Origin of the sequence: Hymenobacter properus (assembly GCF_015694735.1) — a bacterium.
GTDB classification, from domain to species: domain Bacteria; phylum Bacteroidota; class Bacteroidia; order Cytophagales; family Hymenobacteraceae; genus Hymenobacter; species Hymenobacter properus.
Genome location: NZ_JADQDP010000001.1, coordinates 499534 through 521482 on the forward strand (window position 1 = coordinate 499534; position 21949 = coordinate 521482).

At 61.7% G+C, this 21949-nt stretch carries 16 protein-coding genes; 6 read left to right on the forward strand and 10 right to left on the reverse strand.

Annotated elements, in window-relative coordinates; all coding sequences use genetic code 11:
- Positions 1-121: 121 nt before the first annotated feature.
- The 9 genes from trpA to I2I01_RS02265 all read right to left on the reverse strand — a co-directional run bounded on the left by trpA (position 122) and on the right by I2I01_RS02265 (position 9131).
- A complete protein-coding gene (gene trpA, locus I2I01_RS02225; protein WP_196284783.1) occupies positions 122-901 on the reverse strand; it encodes a tryptophan synthase subunit alpha in 780 nt (259 codons plus the stop codon).
- Between the two features lie 7 nt (positions 902-908).
- Complete coding sequence (trpB, locus tag I2I01_RS02230; RefSeq protein ID WP_196284784.1) at positions 909-2111, reverse strand: tryptophan synthase subunit beta; 1203 nt, start codon at positions 2109-2111, stop codon at positions 909-911.
- Positions 2108-2839, reverse strand: a complete 732-nt coding sequence (locus I2I01_RS02235) for a phosphoribosylanthranilate isomerase (protein WP_196284785.1) — start codon at positions 2837-2839, stop codon at positions 2108-2110. The genes trpB and I2I01_RS02235 overlap by 4 nt, the downstream gene beginning before the upstream one ends.
- 20 nt (positions 2840-2859) lie before the next feature.
- Positions 2860-3678: an indole-3-glycerol phosphate synthase TrpC gene (gene trpC, locus I2I01_RS02240; RefSeq protein WP_196284786.1), complete on the reverse strand. Its 819-nt coding sequence runs from the start codon at positions 3676-3678 to the stop codon at positions 2860-2862.
- Between the two features lie 47 nt (positions 3679-3725).
- Positions 3726-4721, reverse strand: a complete 996-nt coding sequence (gene trpD / locus I2I01_RS02245; RefSeq protein ID WP_196284787.1) for an anthranilate phosphoribosyltransferase — start codon at positions 4719-4721, stop codon at positions 3726-3728.
- Between the two features lie 144 nt (positions 4722-4865).
- Positions 4866-5435 carry an anthranilate synthase component II gene (locus tag I2I01_RS02250; protein ID WP_196284788.1) on the reverse strand — a complete coding sequence of 190 codons (570 nt, stop codon included), beginning with the start codon at positions 5433-5435 and terminating at the stop codon, positions 4866-4868.
- An 8-nt stretch (positions 5436-5443) separates the two neighbouring features.
- Positions 5444-6868, reverse strand: coding sequence for an anthranilate synthase component I family protein (locus I2I01_RS02255; protein ID WP_196284789.1), 1425 nt, complete (start codon positions 6866-6868; stop codon positions 5444-5446).
- A 329-nt stretch (positions 6869-7197) separates the two neighbouring features.
- A complete protein-coding gene (locus I2I01_RS02260) occupies positions 7198-8439 on the reverse strand; it encodes an alpha/beta hydrolase (RefSeq protein WP_196284790.1) in 1242 nt (413 codons plus the stop codon).
- Positions 8436-9131: a hypothetical protein gene (locus tag I2I01_RS02265; RefSeq protein ID WP_196284791.1), complete on the reverse strand. Its 696-nt coding sequence runs from the start codon at positions 9129-9131 to the stop codon at positions 8436-8438. Before I2I01_RS02265 ends, I2I01_RS02260 begins: the two co-directional genes overlap by 4 nt.
- 678 nt (positions 9132-9809) lie before the next feature.
- Here I2I01_RS02265 and I2I01_RS02270 point away from each other — a divergent pair.
- The 4 genes from I2I01_RS02270 (at position 9810) to I2I01_RS02285 (ending at position 16421) form a co-directional block, all read left to right on the forward strand.
- On the forward strand, positions 9810-12833 hold the full coding sequence (locus I2I01_RS02270) for a SusC/RagA family TonB-linked outer membrane protein (RefSeq protein ID WP_196284792.1): 3024 nt from the start codon (positions 9810-9812) through the stop codon (positions 12831-12833).
- 15 nt (positions 12834-12848) lie between these two features.
- Positions 12849-14489 (forward strand): RagB/SusD family nutrient uptake outer membrane protein, encoded by a 1641-nt coding sequence (locus I2I01_RS02275; RefSeq protein ID WP_211537775.1) that lies wholly within the window; start codon positions 12849-12851, stop codon positions 14487-14489.
- A gap of 187 nt (positions 14490-14676) precedes the next feature.
- On the forward strand, positions 14677-15447 hold the full coding sequence (locus I2I01_RS02280; RefSeq protein ID WP_196284793.1) for a SusE domain-containing protein: 771 nt from the start codon (positions 14677-14679) through the stop codon (positions 15445-15447).
- Between the two features lie 125 nt (positions 15448-15572).
- Complete coding sequence (locus I2I01_RS02285) at positions 15573-16421, forward strand: N-acetylglucosamine kinase (protein ID WP_196284794.1); 849 nt, start codon at positions 15573-15575, stop codon at positions 16419-16421.
- Positions 16422-16584: 163 nt separating this feature from the next.
- Here I2I01_RS02285 and I2I01_RS02290 read toward each other — a convergent pair whose 3' ends face one another.
- A complete protein-coding gene (locus tag I2I01_RS02290; protein WP_196284795.1) occupies positions 16585-19455 on the reverse strand; it encodes a DUF4961 domain-containing protein in 2871 nt (956 codons plus the stop codon).
- 126 nt (positions 19456-19581) lie between these two features.
- Here I2I01_RS02290 and I2I01_RS02295 point away from each other — a divergent pair, with 126 nt between their 5' ends.
- Positions 19582-20547, forward strand: coding sequence for a DUF2279 domain-containing protein (locus tag I2I01_RS02295; RefSeq protein ID WP_211537776.1), 966 nt, complete (start codon positions 19582-19584; stop codon positions 20545-20547).
- 125 nt (positions 20548-20672) lie between these two features.
- Entirely contained in the window at positions 20673-21872 is a 1200-nt protein-coding gene (locus I2I01_RS02300; protein ID WP_211537777.1) for a Smr/MutS family protein, read from the forward strand.
- Positions 21873-21949 lie beyond the last annotated feature (77 nt).

The window sequence follows — 21949 nt, forward strand, 5'->3', positions numbered from 1 at the left end:
TTGCCTGTCATCCTGAGTGCAGCGAAGGACCTTTTCACGACTGCGCAAGTAAAATTGCCACTTATCGTTCAGCGGTGACAAGGTCCTTCGCACTGCTCAGGATGACAATTGCTTATGGTCACTATGCCTGCCGGATTCCTCGCACAAAGCGGGCGGCCGCCGCCGGCGCATCGTCGGCCCCATCCAGCGCCCGAATGAGGGCGGAGCCAATGATGGCGCCATTGGCATACTGGCAGGCGCGGTCGAAGCCGGCTTTGTCGGCAATGCCGAAGCCGATGAGACGCGGATTCTTCAGGTTCATGCCCGCGATGCGCTCGAAATACTGCTGTTGGGCTTCGGCATCAGGCAAAGTGGTACCACCCGTGGTGCCGGGGCCCGACACGAGGTAGAGAAAGGCATCCGACAGCGCATCGAGTCGGCGAATACGCTCTTCCGAGGTTTGCGGCGTGATGAGGAAAACGGCTTTCAGTCCGTATTGCTGGAACAGCGCGTGGTACTGCTCCTCGTATTCATCAAGGGGTAAATCAGGCAGAATGAGGCCGTCAACGCCCACTTCTGCGGCGCGCTTCAAGAAGTTTTCGATGCCAAACTGCATCACCGGGTTAAGGTAGCCCATGAGCAGCACGGGCGTAGTGGGCACTGCCGTCCGCAATTCCTTTAACTGCTCAAACAGCACCGGCAGGTTCATGCCATTGGCCAGGGCCACTGTGCTGCTCCCCTGAATGACCGGACCATCGGCCAGCGGGTCGGAGAAGGGCATGCCGATTTCCAGGATGTCGGCTCCGGCTTCTACCAGGGCTTTCGCTAGTGGAATGGTGTCGTGCAGGCTGGGGTAGCCCGCGGTGAAATAGGTATTCAGCAGGTTTTGCTTGCTGGCAAAGGCTTGGGCAATTCTATTCATCTCTGCGCTAAATGAGCTTGTCCAGATTCTTAAGGTAGGTTTCCAGGTCCTTGTCGCCACGGCCGGAGAGGTTCACCACCACCACTTCCTGAGGCCCGGCGCCGAGCTGGCCAAGGGCTGCCAGCGCGTGCGCCGTTTCCAGCGCCGGAATAATGCCTTCGAAGCGGCTCAGCTCCGCCACGGCCGCCAGGGCCTCGTCGTCGGTGATGGCTACGAACTCAGCCCGGCCCGAGGCGCCCAGGTGCGCATGCAGCGGCCCGATGCCGGGGTAGTCAAGCCCTGCGCTCAGCGAATAAGGTTCAGTTATCTGGCCGTGCTCGTCCTGCATGAGCAGCGTGCGGCTGCCGTGGATTATGCCCGGCTTGCCCAGCACCGACGTGGCCGCCGAGTGGCCGGAGTCGACGCCGTGGCCGGCCGCCTCCACGGCGATAAGGCGCACGGAGGGCTCATCGAGAAAATGGTAGAACGCGCCGGCCGCGTTGGAGCCCCCGCCCACGCAGGCCACCACGTAGTCGGGCAACTCGGTTCCAGTTTGCTCCAGCAACTGCTTGCGCATCTCTTCGCTGATGACGGCCTGCAGGCGGGCCACCAAATCGGGGTACGGGTGCGGGCCAACGACGGAACCAATGATGTAGTGGGTGTCGACGGGGTTGGCAATCCAGTCGCGGATGGCCTCGTTGGTGGCGTCTTTCAGGGTTTGGCTGCCGCTTTCGGCGCGGCGCACCTCGGCCCCGAGCAGGCGCATGCGGGCCACGTTGGGCGCCTGGCGCTCCATATCCACGGCGCCCATGTACACTACGCAGGGCAGGCCCATGAGGGCGCACACCGTGGCCGTGGCCACGCCGTGTTGCCCGGCCCCGGTTTCGGCTATGATGCGCTTCTTGCCCAGCCGCTTGGCCAGCAGAATCTGGCCCACGGTGTTGTTGATTTTATGGGCGCCGGTGTGGCACAGGTCTTCGCGCTTGAGGAAAATGCGGGTGCCGTACTTGGCCGACAAGCGTTTGGCCTCAAACAGGGGTGTTGGCCGGCCCACGTAGTCTCGCAATAGCTGGTTCAGCTCAGCCTGGAAGGTTGGGTCGGCCAGAATGTCGAGGTAGCGCGTGCGCAGCTCTTCCACGTTTGGGTAGAGCATTTCGGGCACAAAGGCGCCGCCAAACTCGCCGTAGTAGCCCCGGGCGCTGGGTTGCTGATAGGAAGTGGCAGGATTCATAGAAAGGAAGCGCCGGAGCGCAGTTGCGTGAGCATTTGGGCCAGGCGGGTGGCATTTTTCACGCCCGGCGCAGTTTCAAATCCACTGTTTAAATCGACGCCGGCCAGGCCGGGCAGGCGCAGCGCCGCCAGTTCGGCAGCGTGTTCCAGGCCCAGGCCGCCGGCCAGGAAATAGGGCACGGGCAGGTTGTAGCCTTGAAGCAATTTCCAATTGAAAACGAGGCCATTGCCGCCGGGTGCAGCCCCTTTGGCATCAAAGAGAAAATAGTCGCAATGCGGCACATAAGGCAGCAGCGCAGCAAAATCAACCGCCTCCCCTACCGAAAAGGCTTTCATCACCAGCAGCCCTGCTTCGCTCAGCGCGGCGCACTGGGCGGGTGTTTCGTGGCCGTGCAGCTGCACCGCCGCCAAGCCAAAGTGCTCCGCGGTTTGCAGAATATGGTCGGTGGTTTCGTTCACAAAAACGCCCACTTTCCAAATAGCGGGTGGCAGCGCCTGCAACTGCTCTGGCACCAGCGCCGCGCCCACGAAGCGCGGTGAAGCCGGCGCGAAAATGAACCCCAGAAAATCCGGTTTCAGCGCGGCCACCTTGGTTAGCGCATCGGCGTCGCGCATGCCACACACCTTTACCAGCAGCCGCGGCGGAGCATCCGCGCCGGTTGGCGCCGAGGCACCGGCCACACCAGTGGCCTGGACAAGAGCGGCCAGGTTGGGGCGAGGGGTTTTCATGATGCTTTTAAGCAAGAGGATTATGCTGGGACCGTCGTTTTGGGCAAGGCCACCAGTTCCTGCACCAGCGCGGCGCAGGCCCGCTCGGGCCGAGCGTGTCGCATGAACGCCTCGCCCAGCAGAAAGCCCCGGTAGCCGGCTGCGCGCAGCTGCCCAATAGCCTGGGCGCTGGAAATGCCGCTTTCCGATACTTTCACAAACTCCGCCGGGATGGCCTCCGCCAGCGCCAACGAGGTATCCAAGCTCAGGCTGAAGTCGTGCAGGTTACGGTTGTTGACGCCAATGAGGCTGACCGCGTCGGCGTTGGCCGAGCGGGCCAGTTCCTCGGCGTCGTGCACTTCAAGCAGCACTTCCAGGCCCAGGGAGCGGGCAAGCCGCCCCAGCCGGTCAATTTCCGCCGGCGCGAGCACGGCCGCAATCAGCAGCACGGCATCGGCCCCGATGCTTTTGGCTTCGAGCACCTGGTACTCGTCAACCACAAAATCCTTGCGCAGGATGGGGCAGAAATTGAAGCGCCGGGCCGTGGTCAGGTCCTCGTTCTGGCCACCAAAAAATTCGGCATCGGTGAGGACCGACAGCGCCGCCGCACCAGCCTGCATGTAGCCCAGCGTGGTGCGCTCCACGGGGGCGTAGCGGTTTATCCAGCCCTTGGAGGGCGACTTGCGTTTGAATTCGGCAATAAGGCCGCTGCTGTTGGCCCGCGTGAGGTACTGGCGCAGCGACAGCGGCTGCGCATTGAAATACAAGCTGCTTTCCAGCAATTTAACGGGCCGCAGCTCGCGGCGGGAAGCAATTTCCTTGCGCTTGTGGGCGACGATGGTATCGAGGATGGTGGACATTACTTTATGGAAGTGAGGAATGGACAATCAACTTGTCGTCCTGCTTTTTACTTGATGGAAAGCATTGTTTCAAACGCTCGTTTCGCTGCGCCCGAGTCCAGCGACTCGCGGCTTTGGGCCAGGGCAGCTTCCCAGGTAAGCTCAGGGCGGGCGCACTGCAAGGCCAGGGCCGCATTGGCCGTCACGACGCTGCGCTGCGCCACGCTGCCCCTGCCGGACAATACGTCGAAAAACAGTTCGGCGGCGGCTTCCACCGTGCTTCCGCCGGCCAGGTCGGTAGCCGTGCAGGCAGCCAGGCCCAAGGTTTCAGGCGTTAGCAGACGCTCTCCGGCAAAGGAAGAAACCACCTTGGCCGGGCCGGTGAGGGCCAGCTCGTCGTAGCCATCGAGGGCGTGCACCACGGCGTAGCGCGTGCCGGTGGGCTGCATGAGGTAGTGGTAAAGGCGCTGCAACTCTAGGCTAAACACGCCCAGCAGCTGGGCCGCGGGCCGGGCCGGGTTCACCAGCGGGCCGAGGATGTTGAAGAAGGTGCGCAGGCCCAACTCCCGCCGCACCGGCCCGGCGTGGCGCATGGCCGGATGGAAAGCGGGCGCGTGCAAAAAGCAGATGCCCGCCCGGTCGAGCTGCCGCCGCAGCTGGTCGGGGCCGGCCTCAAAATCGTAGCCGAAATGAGCCAGCACGTTGGAAGCGCCCGACACCGACGACACCCCGAAGTTGCCGTGCTTGGCCACCTTCACCCCCGCCCCGGCCACAATGAAGCAAGCCAGCGTAGAGATGTTGAGCGTGTTTTTGCCGTCGCCACCCGTCCCTACAATATCCAGCACCTCGTGGGTGCCCAGCTGCGGGTCGCGGCTGAGGTCGAGCAAAGCCTGACGGAAGCCGGCCAGCTCGGCCACGGTGATGGGCCGCATGCGGTACACCGCCAGGAAGGCCGCCGTTTCGGCTGGGTTGGCGCCACCCTCGCCCAGTTGGCGCATGGCGGCGTGGGCCTCGGCGTGGGTCAGGGGCTGGTGGTCGAAAAGCTTGGTGAGAATCTGTTTCAAGCGTTTGGGATGGCCATGGGCCTTTGAACGTCATGCTGAGCGAAGCCGAAGCATTTCTACCGCTTCGTTTCAGCACGATTAATTACTGTTGAGGTAGTGATGCTTCGGCTTCGCTCAGCATGACCACCTATTTGCTGCATATAGCTACGCCAGCCAGTTGGCCAGCATCTGGGCACCGTGCTCGGTGAGGATGCTTTCGGGGTGAAACTGCACCCCGCGCACGTCAAACTCGCGGTGGCGGAAGGCCAGTACTTCGCCGTTGGCGTCGCGGGCGGTTACTTCCAGAGTGGCGGGCACTGACTCAGGCCTCACCGCCCAGGAGTGGTAGCGCCCTACCTGAAACCGCTCGGGCAGGCCGGCAAATAGCCGCTCATTAGGCACGGTCACTTCAGCTTCATTGGCCACGCCATGCAGCACGGCCGGAATGTTGTACAGCTCGGCGCCAAAGCTTTCAGCCAGGCCCTGATGGCCCAGGCACACGCCCAAAATCCGTTTAGTAGGCGCGTATTGCTTGATGATGGCCGGCATTAGGCCCGCCTCGGCCGGCACGCCGGGGCCAGGCGAAAGCAGGATGGCGTCGTAATCTGCCACGGCTTCCAGCGTGAGCTGGTCGTTGCGCACCACCGTCAGGTAGGGGCCGTGACCAAGTTCGCGCAGCAGCTGCACCAGGTTGTAGGTGAAGGAGTCGTAGTTATCGAGAACGAGAATTTTCATGGTCATCACTAGTTAACCGCTTCGGCCGCGCGCAAGGCCGCGCGCAGGGCTCCCAGCTTGTGGTGCACTTCCTCCAGCTCCGACTGCACGTTGGAGGCCGCCACCACGCCCGCGCCGGCCTGGAAATACAACTGGTTGCCGGTGCTCAGAAACGAGCGAATCATGATGGCGTGGTTGAAGCTGCCGTCGAAGCCTAAGTGGCCCAGGCAGCCACCGTAGTAGCCCCGGGCCGTGGGCTCCAGCCCGTCAATCAACTGGATGGCGCGGTGCTTGGGTGCGCCCGACAGCGTGCCGGCCGGGAACGTGTCGGCCACGACTTGCAGGGTATCCGTGTTTTCGGGCAGTTCGGCCGTGACTTTGCTGACCAGGTGAATGACGTGGGAGTAAAACTGGATTTCGCGCAGCGTGCGCACCTGCACGTTGGTGCCGTGGCGGGCCAGGTCGTTGCGGGCCAGGTCCACCAGCATCACGTGTTCGGCGTTTTCCTTGGGGTCGGCGGCGAGGCGCTGGGCGGCGGCGGCATCGGCCGCGTCGTCGCCGGTGCGGCGGTAGGTGCCGGCTATGGGAAACAGGCTGGCCTCACGGCCTTGCACCAGCACCTGCGCCTCGGGCGAGGAGCCAAAGATTTTGTAGTCGCCGTAGTCGAAATAAAACAGGTAGGGCGATGGATTGATGGAGCGCAGCGCCCGGTACACGTTGAACTCATCGCCCGAAAATCCCTGCTGAAACCGGCGCGACAGCACAATCTGAAATACATCTCCGCGTCGGCAGTGTGCTTGGCCCTGCGCCAGCCGCGCCAGAAACTCGGCGTCGGTCTGGTTGCTTTGCTCCTCTCCCACCGTGGCAAAGCCGAAGCTGGGCACGCTGGGGTTGCGCACCAGGTTTTCGAGCCGGTCGAGGCCGTCAGGCGCCGCGTTTTCCTCGCCCGCCACGCCGTGCTCAAACAAGTGTAGCTCCTGCCGGAAATGGTTGAAGGCAATAACGTAGCGATACACGCCGTAGCGTATAAGTGGAATGTCGCCGGCCGGTACCTTGTCCGTCGCCAACTGCACGTCCTCGAAGCTTTGCACCGCCTCGTAGCCGATGTAGCCGAATAGTCCGGTGCTGATAAAGGGCAGCTTGGCGGCCGTTTCGTCGGGCGCAAAAGCGGCGGCAAAGTCGCGCAGGCGGGCCAGGGCCGCGCGGGGCGAAGCCAACTGTTCGCGGGTTGGAGCTGCGCCGGGCAGTTGCTGGTGCAGCTCGCCGCCCCGGCGCAGCTCAAACGTGGCCAGCGGCTCGCACACAAGGTAGCTGAAGGCGTTTTGCTGGCCGTGGTAATCGGCGCTTTCCAGCAGCAGGCAGTTGGAATATTGGTCGCGCAGCCGCAGGTAGAGGCCCACCGGGGTCACGGTGTCGGCCAGCAGGCGGCGGTGGCGGGTGGTTAGTGGGAGCATAAGCTTCAGCTTGTGCGTGGGTAGGGATTGGAAATGCAAAAAGCCCGGCGAGGGGCCGGGCTTTTTGTGGGAATAAGCGAAATCAGGCGTGATTTCACCGAGCGCACAGGCAGGCCGGTCCGAGGTTTCGGAACTGCCACCACCAAGCTTGGGAAGTACGCTGAAAAGTCATATCAAAGGGACACTTCTTTTGGAGGTGCGATGCAAAGGTATAGCCTGTTTGTTGTAATACCGGCAAATACAGGCAAATTTTTATACGACCTTGGCAATAATTTGTTGCCAGAGGCACAACAATAACAATCGGCGCTTTCCCAAACACATGGCCTATGCTAGCGCTTACTACCTGATTGGTTGGTTTTTGCTGCGGGTTGAAATAGAAACCGATAGGCTGCCGGAAATTCCCGCCGCCAAAACCATTCGCGGTGCTCGCCATCGGTCGGAGCATAAAAGGAAATGTTGCCAGCCGGCACTCCTTCGGCGCGCAGCTCGTCGCGCCACTGCGTCATTAGCGGCAGCATGGTTTCGGACTCTTTGGGCCCGCACACGAAGTAGAACCGGGCCGTGGGCGCTGCGGGGTGCTTTCTGGCAAACGCTTTTAAAGAATCATTGCACACCCAGAAGGCCGGCGAAAACACCCCTACTTCCCCGAAGACCTTCGGGTATTTCAGCGCGGCATACACCGATATGAGTCCGCCCAGGCTGGAACCCGCAATGCCCGTCTGCGCGGCCCCAAGCCGGGTGCGGTAGTGGGCATCGACGTAGGGCTTCAGGGTTTTGACCAGAAAGTCAACATACTGACTGCCCTGCCCGCCCTGGTGCGCCTGGCCCTGGAGCTCGGGCTGGGTACTGCGCCAGGGAATGTATTCGTCGGAGCGAAACTCGTTGCCGTTGTCGACGGCCACCACAATGCTGCCCGTGGCATCCTGACCGGTTTGGCGCAGCTTATCCAGGGTTTCGTCCACGCCCCACTCGCCGCCGTAGCTGGTGGCTTCGTCGAACACGTTCTGGCCGTCGTGCAGGTACAGCACCGGGTAGCGCCGCGCGGGTTGTTTATTGTAATCGGCCGGCAGATACACCAGTACCCGCCGCTGCCTGCCCAACTGCGGCATGTTGAAAGACGCCGCCAGTGTGTGCACCTGCGGCGAGGCCGTGTGCGGGCGCGGCTTGGCGGCCTCACCGCTTTGGTCGTCCCAAGCCAAAACACGGTGGTGCACCTCTTTCGTGCTGGCCAAATCGGCCTTGCGGTTGGCGATGCCCTGGTTTTTATCGTCTATTTCAACCGTTGCCCAGCTGCCGCGGGTGAACTTGTATTCTACCGCACCAAGGCCTGGAGGCAGGGTTACCTGATAGGTGCCGTCGGCGTTTTTGCGCAGCGCGTATGGCTTCGAGTGCGGGTTCCAGCTGTTGAAAGAGCCGGCCACGAACAAGGTGTCGGTGGACGGCGTGGCGGCCGGCACCTGGTCGAGCTTGAGGATGGTTTGCCCGGCCACTGGCGTAACCACTGCAGCCAGCAGCAGGCCATACAGTCCGGCTTGCCGCAGCCGCTTACAAGGCCTAATAAGTGTGCTCATCGAATGGTTTCGCCGCTGCCGGCGCCGCGCTCCGAAGCATCCATCTTGCGCAGCGTGTATACGGCCCGCACCGAGTCGATGCCCGGCAAGCCGTTGGCCTGGAAGTCAAGCAGGGAGCCTTTCTTCTGTGGCCCTTTGATGAAGTGGCGGTACTCTTCGGCCGACTCGCGGACTACGTAGAGGAACGACGAGGCCGGTACTTTCAGGCGGGAGTAGAAGCTGCGGCCGTCGCCGGCGGGGCGGCGGGTGTCTTCGGCCACGGCGCTGGTGCCCAGCAGGCGGTACTTGTTCACGTCGGAGCCGGGCAGGGCCAGGTTACCCAGGCCGTCCACGAACACCTCGCGGCGGCTCATGAGGTGCTCCAGGTCGAGGGTTTTAAGCAGGCCCAGGTGCTCTTCGGCCATGATGAGCTGCTGCACCGATTTGCCGGGCGCGGGCTCCTCGTAGTACACCAGCACGGGCTTTTTGATTTTCACCTTGCTCACCACCATGGGCGGGGGCGCGTCTTCGTCTGCGCGGCCCGCCTGAATGGGCGAGTACACGGGCGGGGCTTTGGGGGTGCCTTTGGTGCCGGGTGCCTGCTTGCTTTTGCCCTTGGGAACGGGTTTGCGGTTGCCCGGCCGGGACTGGGCCGCGGCGCCAAACCCGGCGGTAGCCACGAGCAAGGCAACGAGCAGTAAGTGCTTTTTCATTTTCTAGGGAAAAGCCAAAAGTAACAAGCAGCGATTCGTTCTGCAATGCGTTTGGCGAACAGTTTGCACCTTGCAAGTGCTATACCAATTAAGGCTTTTTACCGTAAATCAACTCGCCAGAGGCTGCAAACGGCCGGGCGCGAAACAAAAACAAAAGCTACTCGTCAGAAGTATGAAGCGTCGGTGCATACCGTTGGGCTTGCCCGTCGCCCCTTCCGCCTGGAACCAACGACCTGCTCGGAGGTGTACTCGGAAAACTAATGGCCGGATTTAGCGGCAGGCTTTTCTCGTCGAAGAAAAGATTTCTAAAAAGTCACCGAAAAAAATTGAGAAAAAAGAAAAAAAGCGTCCTGAGAAATTATCCTTTCAAACCTTTGTGCAATCGTTTGCAGATGACTACTTTAGCGTAATAATTGGGGAAATCACTGTTTTCCGAGCTTTATAAGCTTAAACTTTTATAATTCAACAGTTTACTACCTAAAAAGCATCTCAAATTCACTTTTAGATTTATTCGTCATACCTACTTTTTTCAAGGCCGGATTTTGCTCCGAAAGTCGTCATACATAGGCGTTAATGCTGTTTTCAGGGTAACTTGCGCCCCCTAAAAGCTCTCATCCTTCTACCACTGGTTTTACCTACACTCCCACCACTCCATTTTCCCACCAACAAACGTTTCCCATGAAACACCACTATCTAGCGAAACTATTGTTTCTGCTACTGTTCGCTGCCTTTGGCTTGCCCTTGGCGGCCCAGGCCCAAACCGGCTCGGTTAGCGGCCGCATTACCGATGGCAAAAACGAAGGCATTCCCGGCGCCACCGTCCTCATCGACGGCACCACGCTGGGCGGCTCGTCTAACGTGGACGGCACCTACAGCATTCAGAACGTGCCGGCCGGTCCGCAAACCCTGGTTATCTCGTTTGTGGGCTACAACTCGGTGCGCCGCCCCGTTACGGTGGTAGCCGGCCAGAACACGGAAGTGTCGGCAGGCCTCACCGAAAACACCACTCAGCTGTCGGAAGCGGTGGTGGTGGGCTACGGCACGCAGCGCCGTCAGGACATCACCGGGGCCGTGGCCGCTATCGATTCCCGCCAGTTTGTGAAGGGCCAGGTAACCAACCCCGAGCAGCTGATTCAGGGCAAGGTGGCCGGTGTGGCCATTACCTCCGCCGGCGGCGCCCCTGGTACCGGTACCACCATCCGCATTCGCGGCAACACCTCGCTCAATGCCAACAGCGACCCGCTGTATGTGATTGACGGGGTGCCGGTAGACAAGGACGAAATCAAAGGTTCTTCCAACCCGCTTTCGCTGATTAACCCCAGCGACATTGAAACGCTGACGGTGCTGAAGGATGCTTCGGCCACGGCCATCTATGGCAACCGTGCCTCGGGGGGCGTTATCCTCGTGACCACCAAAAAGGGCCTGCAAGGCGAAAAGCTGCGTGTGGAGCTGAACTCGCAGCTGGGCGTGGCCACCGTGGCCCGTCGCTACGAAACGCTGAGCACCGACCAGTTCCGCAGCCTCGTGCAAGCCAACGGCGCGCCTTCGCAATACGCGACTTTGGGCACGGCCAACACCAACTGGCAGAATGAAATTTTCCGCACGGCTGCCGTTTACGACAACACCGTGAGCCTGATTGGCACCGTGGCCAAGAAGGTCCCCTTCCGCGTTTCCTACGGCAACCTCTACCAGGAAGGCATTGTCATCACCAACAGCCTGAAGCGTAACTCGGGCTCGGTAAGCCTCACGCCTACCCTGCTCGACAACCACCTGCGCATCGACATCAATGCCAAAGGGGCTGTTCTCGACAACCGTTTTGTGGACTACGGCACGGTGGCCAACGCCGCCCTGTACGACCCCACGCAGCCGGTGCAGTCGACCGAGTCGCGCCTGGCACGCTACGGCGGCTATAACCAGTTCACCAACTCGGTGGGCCAGCCGCTGGGCAACGCCCCGGGCAACCCCGTGGCCGCGCTGAATAACACGAACGACAACAGCCGGGTGAAGCGCCTCATCGGCAACGTGCAGTTCGACTATAAGGTGCACGGCATTGAAGGCCTGCGGGCTAACTTGAACCTGGGCCTCGACGTGTCGCGCAGCAACGGCAGCAAGACAATTCAGCCCACGGACTTTGGCACTTTCAACCCCTCGGCGGCCGCGGCTACCAACGCCGGCCTGAATGGCAGCTACAGCCAATACGCCCAGAACAAAGACATGAAGCTGCTGGAAGCTTACCTGGCCTACGGCAAGCAGGTGGGCGGCACGCGGTTCGACGTGCAAGCCGGCCACGCCTACCAGAGCTTTGTATCGGAAGGCCCCAACTTCTTGACCTACCGCTACAACCGCACCACGAAATACAACCCGGCCGATACGCTGACCACGGCGGGTTACTACGGTAAGCTCGTAATTCTGTCGTACTTTGCTCGTGCCACGATGAACGTGAAAGACAAGTACCTGCTGACGGCTACCCTGCGCAACGACCGGACCTCGCGCTTTGCTGAGAAAGAGCGCAGCGGCTGGTTCCCGGCCCTGGGCCTGGCCTGGCGCGTGAAAAACGAGGAGTTCCTGAAAGACAGCAAGCTGTTCTCGGAATTCAAAATCCGCGTGGGCTACGGCCGCACCGGCCAGCAGGAAATTGGCGGCTACTACGACACGCAGCCCCGCTACGTCATCAGCGGCTCGTCGACTTCCTACCCGCTGGGTGGCGTATCGACGGTGGTACCCACGTACGCACCCCAAGGCTACAACTCCACGCTGCACTGGGAAAACACCAACACCCTCAACGCCGGCCTGGACCTGGGCTTCCTGGATAACCGCCTGACGGCCACCATCGACGTGTACGAGCGCAAGGCCACCGACCTGCTGGCTTCCGTTACTTTTGCAGCAGGCTCGAACCTGACCAACATCCTCAACAAAAACATTGGCTCGCTGCGCAACCGCGGCATTGAAGTGGGCTTGAACTACGGTGTGCTGCGCAGCACCGACCTGAACTGGGACGTGAACCTGAACGGCGCCTACAACGTGAACAAAATCACGGACCTGGGCCCGCAGCAGGAGAACTTCGCCGGCTACAAAGTGGGCGGCATCGGCGGCGGCACCGGCAACACCATCCAGATTCAGTCGGTGGGCTACCCCATCAACTCGTTCTTTGTGGCCCAGCAGGTGTATGGCGCCGACGGCCGGCCCGTGGAAGGTCTGTACGTGGACCGCAACGGTGACGGCATCATCAACGACGCTGACTATGTGCACTACAAGCAGTCGGCTCCGCTCGTGACGCTCGGCTTCAGCTCGAACCTGACCTACAAAAAGCTGGTGTTTGCCTTCACGCTGCGCGGCAACGTGGGCAACTACGTATACAACTCCAACGCTGCCAACTTCGGCACATACGCCAACGCTCAGGGCTCGACCCTGTTCGTGAGCAACCTGAGCCCCGACGTGCTGAACACCGGCTTTACCCGCCAGCAGCTGTTCTCGGACTACTACGTGCAGAACGCTTCGTTCCTGCGCGCCGAAAACATTTCGCTGGGTTACAACGTGGGCAAGGTGCTCGGCGCCTCGTCGCTGCGCATCACGGCGAACGTGCAGAACGCCTTCCTTGTTACCAAGTACAAAGGTGTTGACCCCGAAGTATCGGGCGGCATCGATTCCAACTTCTATCCGCGTGCCCGCACCTACACGCTCGGCATTGCCCTCGGCATCTAATTCCCACCACGACTCATGAAAAACATGGTTTACCGGGGGCTGACGGCCCTCTCGCTGAGCACCGCCCTCATGGCCCTCAGCACTTCGTGCACCAAAGACCTGGACCAGACGCCGAAGTACGAGCTCACGCCCGACAAGGTGTACACCGGCTTGGCCGGCTACAAGCAGGTGCTGGCCAAACTCTACGGCGGCTTCGCTCTCACCGGCTCTACAGGCCCCAGCTCGAGTGACATCGGCGGCATCGACGCCGGCACCTCGGATTATATTCGCCAGTGGTGGAGCGCCCAGGAGTTGACCACCGACGAAGCTGTAATTGCCTGGAACGACCCGGGCGTGCAGGAGTGGCACCGCATGAACTGGGACGCCACCGACCCGCTGACCCGCGGTATTTACAGCCGCATCTACACCGAAATTGCTCTTTGCAACGAGTTTCTGCGCGAGTCTACCGACGACAAGCTTAGCAGCCGCCTGGGCGGCGACGTGGCCCAAGGCAAGGTGTACCGGGCCGAAGCCCGGTTCCTGCGGGCCGTGGCGTACATGCACATCATCGACTTGTTTGGCAACGGTCCGTTCGTGACCGAGAACGACGTGGTGGGCGGTGCACTGCCGGTGTACTACACCCGGCAGCAGCTCTACAACTTCGTGGAAAGCGAACTGACGGCCCTGACCACCGACCTTGCCCCGGCCCGGAGCAACGAGTACGGCCGCGTAGACCAGGCTGCGGCCCACGGCATGCTGGCTCGGCTTTACCTGAACGCCGCGGTGTACACTGGCACGCCGCAGTACGCCAAAGCGGCTGCCGAGGCAGATGCAGTGATTAAATCAGGCTACTCGCTGAACAGCACGGCTGCCCCGGCGGCGTCGGCCTACGGCCGCTTGTTCTTGGCTGATAACAACCTGGCGCCGGCTAAAAACGAAATCATCTGGCCGGTGATTTTTGACGTGAACAGCGTGCAGAGCTACGGCGGCACCACCTTCCTGGTGAACGGGGCCACGAGCGGCGCCGATGCCAACTGGCAGCGTAAAGTGGGCCAGACCACGGGTTGGGGCGGCCTGCGCACCACCAGCGCACTGTTCGATAAGTTCTTCCTGGCCGGGGGCGACACGGCCCGCGACCGCCGCGGCCGGTTCTATACCCAGGGCCAGACGCTGGCCATCAACGACCTCAGCCAGTTTACTCAGGGCCTGGGCGTGTTGAAATACCGCAATATCACTTCGACCGGTGCGGCCCAAGGGGGCGCTCAGAATTTCTCGAGCGTTGACTTCCCGATGCTGCGCCTGGCCGACATGATGCTCATTTACGCCGAAGCCGCCACCCGCGGCAATGCCGACCGCGCCACGGCCCTGGGCTACGTGAACCAAATCCGCCGCCGCGCATTTGGTTTCCCCCTCACCGGCACCAGCTCGGCCGACATCACCGATGTCCAGATGACCAGCGACTTCATCCTGGATGAGCGCGCTCGCGAAATGCACTGGGAAGGCACCCGCCGCAGCGACCTCATTCGCTACGGCAAGTTCACCGAAAACACCTACCTCTGGCCCTGGAAAGGCGGGGTAGCAGCCGGGCAGGGCGTCGATGCCAAGTACAAGCTGTTCCCGCTGCCGGCTTCGGACCTGACAACCAACCCCAACCTGAAGCAGAACCCCGGTTACTAAGACCAAGCGAGGCTGAACCGGCCCGTACCGGTTCAGCCTCTTCGCTTGCTTGTTTTATGCCCACAGATTCCTGCGCTTGCCACAATCAATACGTGTTGCTGAGTTGGCACTTTTGCCAAATCCAGCGTGTTGCAGCCAAGCGTATATCGGAATGCTGACCCTCACCAATTCAATCAAAAATCCCATCATGAAAAACTGGCTTACCCAAGTCACGGCCGTTGCTTTTGCAGTAGCCACCCTGGCTTCCTGCCAAAAGGACGAAGACAAGGTGACCGTAACCCCTTCGGCAACCCCCACCCTGACGGCTTCGGCGAACACGCTGGTGCTGGCCCAGGCCAATGGCTCCCAAAACGCCATCACCTACACCTGGACGCCCGTGAAGCTGAACCTAAATGGCACGGCTTACACCAAGACGCCGGCCGTTACTTACCAGCTGCAGCTGTCGAAAACAGCCGACGGCTTTGGCTATCCCGCCATCATTGATGGTGGCAGCGGCACTTCCAAAACCATCACGGTGAGCGACCTGAATACGGCGCTGACTACCCTTGGCCTGAAGGCTGGTACGGCTACGCCCGTGTTTGCCCGCGTAGCGGCTGTGGCCGGTTCTGATGCTCACACCTTTGTGTCGAACCCCGTGCCGCTCACGGCAACTTCGTACACGGTGTGCTTGCCCCCGGCTGGCTCGCACACGTGGTCCATCATTGGCACCGCTGGTGTAGACTGGAACACGGACTTGCCCATGACCTACAACTGCACCACCAACACCTTCGATGTGACGCGGAACATGAACGCGGGTGAGTTCAAATTCCGGGCCGATGGTGCCTGGACGCTGAACTACGGCAGCAGCTCCAGCACGGGCGGCCCCGTAGTGGTCAACGGCCCCAACATTGCTGTTACAACTGCCGGCGTGAAAACCATCAAGCTGAACATAAACACGCTGACGTACACCATCCAGTAGCATGGATTGTTCTCACTGATGAATGCCATTAAAAAAGCCCTGCCGCGCGTCGACAGGGCTTTTTTAATGGCTGGTCGGTGGTTCATCACTACTTTCGCAGTCGCTCCCAACCCAACCTGTTTTCTATGATTCTAATTGCCGATGGCGGCTCCACCAAGTGCAGCTGGTGCCAGCTCGACGACGCCAACAACCGCGTTTATTTCAACACCGAAGGCTACAATCCTGACTTCATCGACACGGCCGGCATTGTGGCTTCGCTGGAGAAAAACCTGCCCGACACGCTGCCCCGCGAACAGGTGACGGACGTGTATTTCTACGGTGCCGGGGTATCGTCGGCCCAAAAGGCCGAGGTGATTGCCGCCGCCCTGCGCAAGCTCTTCCCGAACTGTAAAGCCCACGTGACCGAAGACCTGCTGGCTGCCGCCCGCGCGCTGCTGGGCCGCAAGCCGGGCTTTGCCGCCATTCTCGGCACGGGCACCAACTCCTGCCTTTACGATGGCGAGAAAATCACTTACAACGTCGATTCGCTGGGTTATTTCCTGGGCGACGAGGGCTCGGGCTCTTACTTCGGCAAGCGCCTGCTGCGCGACTACCTGCGCGGCCTGCTGCCCGACGGCCTGCAGGAGGCCCTCAAGGAAGAGTATCACTTGGGCACGCGCAACGAGATTCTCGACCGCCTCTATAACCAGCCGCTGCCCAACCGCTTTTTGGCCAGCTTCGCCAAGTTTGCCTACGACCACAACAACGTGCCCTACTGCCGCGAAATCGTGCACGAAGGCTTCGAGGCCTTCTTCCAAAACCTGGTGCTGCACTACCCGCGCTACCAGGAATACACCTTCAACTGCATCGGCTCGGTGGGCTACAACTTCCGCGACGTGCTGACGCAGGTAGCCAAAAGCCACGGCATGGAAGTGGGCAAAATCATCCGCTCCCCTATCGACGACCTGGTGGGCTACCACGAGGATAACCGCTAACCGCGCGGGCTGCCGGCTTTTCGCCGGCTGTCCGCTTGTCGCAAGTACAGTTCCACGCTCACGACAAGCGGACAGCCGGCGAAAAGCCGGCAGCCCGCCCAAACCACACAAAAAAGGCCGCTTCTTTGCAGAAGCGGCCTTTTTTATTCAAATAATTCTCAGCCTAGCGCTGCACTACCAACCGGATGGTTTGCGTGTACTGCGGCGTTTGCAGACGCACGAGGTATACCCCGGCGGCCAGGCCCTCGACGGGCAGGCTCAGGCTGTGCGGGCCGGCCGACTGCGCCAGACCCGTGGCCAGGGTGCGCACGGTGGCGCCCAGCACGTTTTGCACGGTGACGGTGACAGCGGCCGGCGTGGGCAGCTCGTAGTTCACCAGCGTGGTGCCGGTGGCCGGGTTGGGAGCGGCGGAGAGCTGCAGGACCGTGGCGGCCTGAGAGCGGGCGTTCAGCAGCGTAGCCTTGCGGATGCGGCGCGAAGTGTACACGGCATAGGCGCCGGGCTGCAGGGTGAGCAGGGCGTTCACGTTGCTCACGTTGATACTGTCGCCGGTGAGGTAGTTATACCACTTACCGGTGCTCTGGAAGGCCGGGTCTACCGTCGTCGACACCACATCGAAGTTGCCCACAATGGTCACGTTGGTGTTGGCATTGCTCAGGTGAATGGTTTTGCCGGCGCCAGCCAAGGACTGCGTGTAGGTGGTAGGGTTTTCGAACACGGGCTCCTTTTTCTTGAGGTTGATAAGGGCGCGCTGCACCTCGAAGAGCTGGCGGCGGTTGGCGTTCTGGTAGTAAGGCCACACGTCGGGCTTGGCGCTGAGCTTGCACTGGTCGTTGCCGTAGGGCGTGGGCACCGTGCCATTCGAGCACATGAAGATGGACTTGTCGTAGCCCAGCTCGCCGAACTGCCACACCATTTTGGGGCCGGGCACGGTGAAGAAGAAGGCCGAGGCCAGCTCGATGCGCGCCAGGGCCGTGTTGAGGTCGCGGGTGGTGTAGGAGCCGTTGGAGTTGCCAAAGGTGAGGTTCTTGTACATCAGGCGCTCCTCGTCGTGGCTTTCCATGTAGGTCACCAGGTTGGGGCTGTTCCAGCCGCGGCCGCCCTGGGCGGTGCTGCCGTAGTAGCCGTAGCTGAAGTTGGAGCCGGCCAGGTAGCCCATGGTGGCCTCGTTGTAGTTGTAGTTGGCGTTGCCCCACAGCATCAGGCCGGCGTTGGCCAGCGTGCTGCCCTCCGAGTTGTCAGGGAAGTGCTCCAGGATGGGGTACATCGTGGGGTCGACGCTCATCATGTGCTGGTAGTAATCCAGCCAGATGTTGATGCGCGACTGGTCGTAGTTGCCGTAGGTGCTGGTGGTGCTGGGGCGTTGCGTGAATCCGCCGGCCAGGTCAAACCGGTAGCCGTCGATGTGGTATTCCTGCAGCCAGAAAGTCATCACCTGCTTCGAAAAGTACTTGGTGAGCGCGCTCTCGTGGTTCAGGTCGTTGTACACACTGTAGGGGTGCGGCGCCGTCTGGTTGAACCAGGGGTTGTTGGCGGCGGGGTTGCCGCTGGCGTCGGCGTAGAGCTGCACCATGGGGCTTTGGCCGGTGGAGTGGTTCAACACCATGTCCAGAATCACGGCAATGCCGCGGCGGTGGCACTCGTCGATGAGCTGCTTCAGGGCCGTTTTGGTGCCGTAGTATTTGTCGGGCGCGAAGTAGAAATCGGGGCTGTAGCCCCAGTTATCGTTGCCGTCGAACTCGTTGATGGGCATCAGTTCGATGGCATTAATGCCCAGACGCGAGATGTAGGTCAGCGTATCGCGCAGGCGCTGGAAGTCATGGCTGGTAGAAAGGAAGTCGCGCAGGTGCAGCTCATAAATCACCAAATCGGCGCGGCTGGGGCGCTGGAAGTTGGTGGCCGTCCACACATAAGGCGTCTGGTTGGTTTGCAGTATCGACACGATGCCCGTAGTTGAGCCCGTGGGGTAAGGCTTCAGGTTGGGGTAGGTGATGGCCGGGATGAACCGGTCGTCGTTCGGGTCGAGGATTTTTTCGCAGTACGGGTCGGCCACGCGCAGGGCGCCGTCCACCAAGTACTGGTAAGCGTACTCACGGCCGGGCGTCAGGCCGTTGATTTGCACCCACCAGTTGTTGCCATCGGGCGTGCGGTTCATGAAGGCCGAGTTAAGCGTCTGCCAGTTGTTGAACTCGCCAATGGCGTACACAAACTGCTTGTTGGGCGCCGTCAGGTTCAGAATCACCGAGGTGCCGCCGTTCAGGTAGGTGATGCCGTCCTTGGTACCGGCCGGCAGGGCCGCCACCGTCACGGTAGGCCGCACCACAAATACGATGGAGTCGACAGCCGTGGAGGTACCGCTGGTGGCCGTGAAGCGCACCACGCTGCGGCCCGTCTGGGCAATGGTCACGTTGCTGGTGAGCGTAGTGGCGTTGGCCTGGGTGGCCACCTGCGTGCCATTCAGGCTGAATGCCAAATTAGATGAGGCAGAAGCGGTGCCCGTCACACTTACCTGCGCGTTCTGATTCACAAAAAGCGGGTTGCCACCATTTCCGGGCGCCGGGCTGGTGATGCGCGCCGTGAGGCCCGCCTGGGCGGCGTCCACGAAAATGTCGCCACCGCCCGAAGCCCGGCCCACCAGAGAGCCGTCGGCATTTTTAAAAATCATGCCCAGCCGCAGCAGCGTTTCGCCCGCCGGAATGGGGTAGTACGTCCGGGGCGTGAAGGTGATGCGGTAGAGGTTGGGGTTGCTGGCATCGCGCGTCATCAGGGCCGTGGGGTCGGCCGTGCTGAAGCTGGGGCTGTGCACGTTGCGCCAGTTAGTGGGGCTGCTGCTCAGGTTGGTGACAGTGCCGGTCCAGATGTAGACGTTGCCGGTGAAGTTTGCCAGCGCGCCGTTGCCCTGCGTGGCGTCGAAGGTGATGGTGACGGGCGTGGTATCGGTGAAGAATACCGGCGAGGTAGTCACCACCTGGGACTGGGCTGCCCAAGCCAGCAGGCTCAGCAGCAGGGTGGCTAATCGGGTAAATGTTTGCATTGGGGGAATTTTTGGTGGGATGAATGAAGGACCGGCGCGTGCGTGTGCAAACGATAGCGCAAGATAAGCACCCGCTTCGAAGTGAGCGCGCCGGGCGGCCTACCTTTGCAGCGTATTCGCGTTGCTATGAAGTTTGTTCGCCGCTTTTTTGTTCCCTTGCGGCACGGGTGCCTGATGGGCTTGGCGGCGGGCAGTTTCTTACTCGGCGGGCCCGCCGCCAGCGCCCAGCCCCTCCGCGCCGACACCACCGCGCGGCAGGCTGCGGCCCCCACCGATTCGCTGGCGCAGCGGCGGCGCCGGCTGCGGCTGGTGGTGGGCGGCTCGGCCCTGAGCTACGGTGTGCTCTACACCGGCCTCACCACCTCCTGGTACACCGGCGAGCGGGTGCCGTTGCACTGGTTCAACGACCTGCCCGAGTGGCAGCAGCTCGACAAATGCGGGCACTTTTGGGGCGCCTTTCAGGAAAGCCGCGGCGCCGTCGATATGCTGCGCTGGGCTGGGTTGAGCGAGAAAAAAGCCATTTGGTACGGCTCCTTCGTGGGTTTCGTGGTGCAGAGCCCCATTGAGCTGCTCGACGGCCGCGACCCGGCTTACGGGGCCTCGGCCACCGACCTGGCCGCCAACTTCCTGGGCTCGGCCGGGCTGCTGGCCCAGCAGCTGGCCTGGCACGACGTGCGCATCATGCCCAAATGGTCATTTCACCTCACCAGCTACGCCAAGCAGCGCCCCAACGTGCTGGGCAAAACCGTGGCAGAGCGCCTGCTCAAAGACTACAACGGCCAAACCTACTGGCTCTGCACCGACGTGGGTGCCTTTCTGCGGCCCGGCAACCGCTGGCCGCGCTGGCTGCAGCCGGCCCTGGGCTACGGCGGCCAGGACATGGTGTACAACGACGACGGCACCAACGCCGCGGCCGGCCTGCGCCCCTACCGGCAGTTCTATTTGTCGGTCGATGTCGACCTGCGCCGCATTCCCACCCGCAGCCCGTTGCTGAAAAAGGTGTTTTACGCCCTTAGCATTTTCCACCTGCCTGCCCCGGCCCTGGAATACAACCCACGGAACGGGTTTGGCTTCCACGGGCTCTACATGTAGTGCGGGCCGCGGCCTTACTTTTGACGAATCCGTCCGGGTGCGGGCCCAGTTCCGTATTTCCCTGAGAACCGCGCCGCCCGGCGCAAACCCTTAGCATTATGAACGTAGGAGACAGAGTCCGGCTCTTGACCGGCACCGAAGAAGGCATTGTTACCCGCTTGCTCGACAGCGAGCTGGTGGAAGTAGCCATCGATAACGACTTTACCATTCCCGTGCTGCGGCGCGAGGTAGTGGTAGTGGCCCAGGAAGAAGGCAAGAACTTCGACCGCGCGGCCCCCAACTACGGCCCCGGCCAGCAGCCCGGCCGCAACGCCAACGCCAGCAAAAAAGACAATACCAAGCGCCCGCAGGCCCAGCCCGCCGGCCCAGCCAAACCGGCGCAGCCCTCGCTGCAGCAGGCGCTGGCCGCGGCGGCCTCCAGCGGCGCAGGCATAGCCAAACCGGCCGGCAGCGGCCCGGCCAGCAACACCAGCAAGCAGGCGGCCGCGGCCAAGGGCCTGTTTCTAGCCCTGGTGCATCAGTCGCCGGAGCTGCTGGCCGTCACGCTCATCAACAACACCGAGGCCGACGTGCTATTCACCTACGGCGAAGAAACCAGCGCCCGCCCCTACCGCGCCCTGGCCGCCGACAAGCTCGGGCCCAAGGCCAGCAGCAAGGCCCTCTCCTTCCTGCACCTGAAAGATTTCGAAACCTGGCCCGCTGCCGTATTTCAGCTGCTGCCCACCAAGCTCAACGGCGACGCGGCGTATGAGCTCATTACCAAGCGTCAGGCCTTTAAGGCCAGCACGTTCTACGGTAGCCAGAAGCCCGCACCGGTGATTGGCAAAGACGCCTACCTGTTTCAGCTCGACGAAAAGGCGGCCGCGGCCATCGCCCCGGAAAAGCTAGCCGAAGAAGCGCCAGTCCCCGCTGCCCCGGCCAAACCGGCCGGCGTGGACGCCGCCGCGCTCAAGGCCCAGCTCAGCGGCGATGCTCCCGCCAAACCGGCCGCCGTAGTAGCCGCCGCAGCGCCGCCCAAGCCGGCCGCGCCCGTGGTAGCTCCGCCCCATGAGTTCGACCTGCACCTCGAAGCCCTGCGCCCCGACAACAAAGAGGAACTGAGCAACACGGCCATTCTGCGCCTGCAGCTCGATGCGTTTGAGGATGCGCTGAGCCGCGCGCTGGCTACCAACATGCACGAGATTGTGTTCATCCACGGCCTCGGCAATGGCACGCTGCGCAAGGAAATCCACCGCCAGCTGAGTCGCAACAAGGACATCAAGTTCTTCGAGGACGCGCAGAAGGGCAAGTTCGGCTTCGGCGCCACGCTGGTGCGGCTGAAGTAAAGGATGGCTTTGGCCGAATAACATTGCCTGTCATTCGGTGGGCAGCGAAGGACCTTTTCACGTTAAAACGACTTGTT

Excerpts from the sequence above, each read along its gene's own strand:
- trpA (WP_196284783.1), bottom strand. The coding sequence starts at position 901 with ATGAATAGAATTGCCCAAGCCTTTGCCAGCAAGCAAAACCTGCTGAAT.
- trpB (WP_196284784.1), bottom strand. The coding sequence starts at position 2,111 with ATGAATCCTGCCACTTCCTATCAGCAACCCAGCGCCCGGGGCTACTAC.
- I2I01_RS02235 (WP_196284785.1), bottom strand. The coding sequence starts at position 2,839 with ATGAAAACCCCTCGCCCCAACCTGGCCGCTCTTGTCCAGGCCACTGGT.
- trpC (WP_196284786.1), bottom strand. The coding sequence starts at position 3,678 with ATGTCCACCATCCTCGATACCATCGTCGCCCACAAGCGCAAGGAAATT.
- I2I01_RS02250 (WP_196284788.1), bottom strand. The coding sequence starts at position 5,435 with ATGAAAATTCTCGTTCTCGATAACTACGACTCCTTCACCTACAACCTG.
- I2I01_RS02255 (WP_196284789.1), bottom strand. The coding sequence starts at position 6,868 with ATGCTCCCACTAACCACCCGCCACCGCCGCCTGCTGGCCGACACCGTG.
- I2I01_RS02260 (WP_196284790.1), bottom strand. The coding sequence starts at position 8,439 with ATGAGCACACTTATTAGGCCTTGTAAGCGGCTGCGGCAAGCCGGACTG.
- I2I01_RS02265 (WP_196284791.1), bottom strand. The coding sequence starts at position 9,131 with ATGAAAAAGCACTTACTGCTCGTTGCCTTGCTCGTGGCTACCGCCGGG.
- I2I01_RS02270 (WP_196284792.1), top strand. The coding sequence starts at position 9,810 with ATGAAACACCACTATCTAGCGAAACTATTGTTTCTGCTACTGTTCGCT.
- I2I01_RS02275 (WP_211537775.1), top strand. The coding sequence starts at position 12,849 with ATGAAAAACATGGTTTACCGGGGGCTGACGGCCCTCTCGCTGAGCACC.
- I2I01_RS02280 (WP_196284793.1), top strand. The coding sequence starts at position 14,677 with ATGAAAAACTGGCTTACCCAAGTCACGGCCGTTGCTTTTGCAGTAGCC.
- I2I01_RS02285 (WP_196284794.1), top strand. The coding sequence starts at position 15,573 with ATGATTCTAATTGCCGATGGCGGCTCCACCAAGTGCAGCTGGTGCCAG.
- I2I01_RS02290 (WP_196284795.1), bottom strand. The coding sequence starts at position 19,455 with ATGCAAACATTTACCCGATTAGCCACCCTGCTGCTGAGCCTGCTGGCT.
- I2I01_RS02295 (WP_211537776.1), top strand. The coding sequence starts at position 19,582 with ATGAAGTTTGTTCGCCGCTTTTTTGTTCCCTTGCGGCACGGGTGCCTG.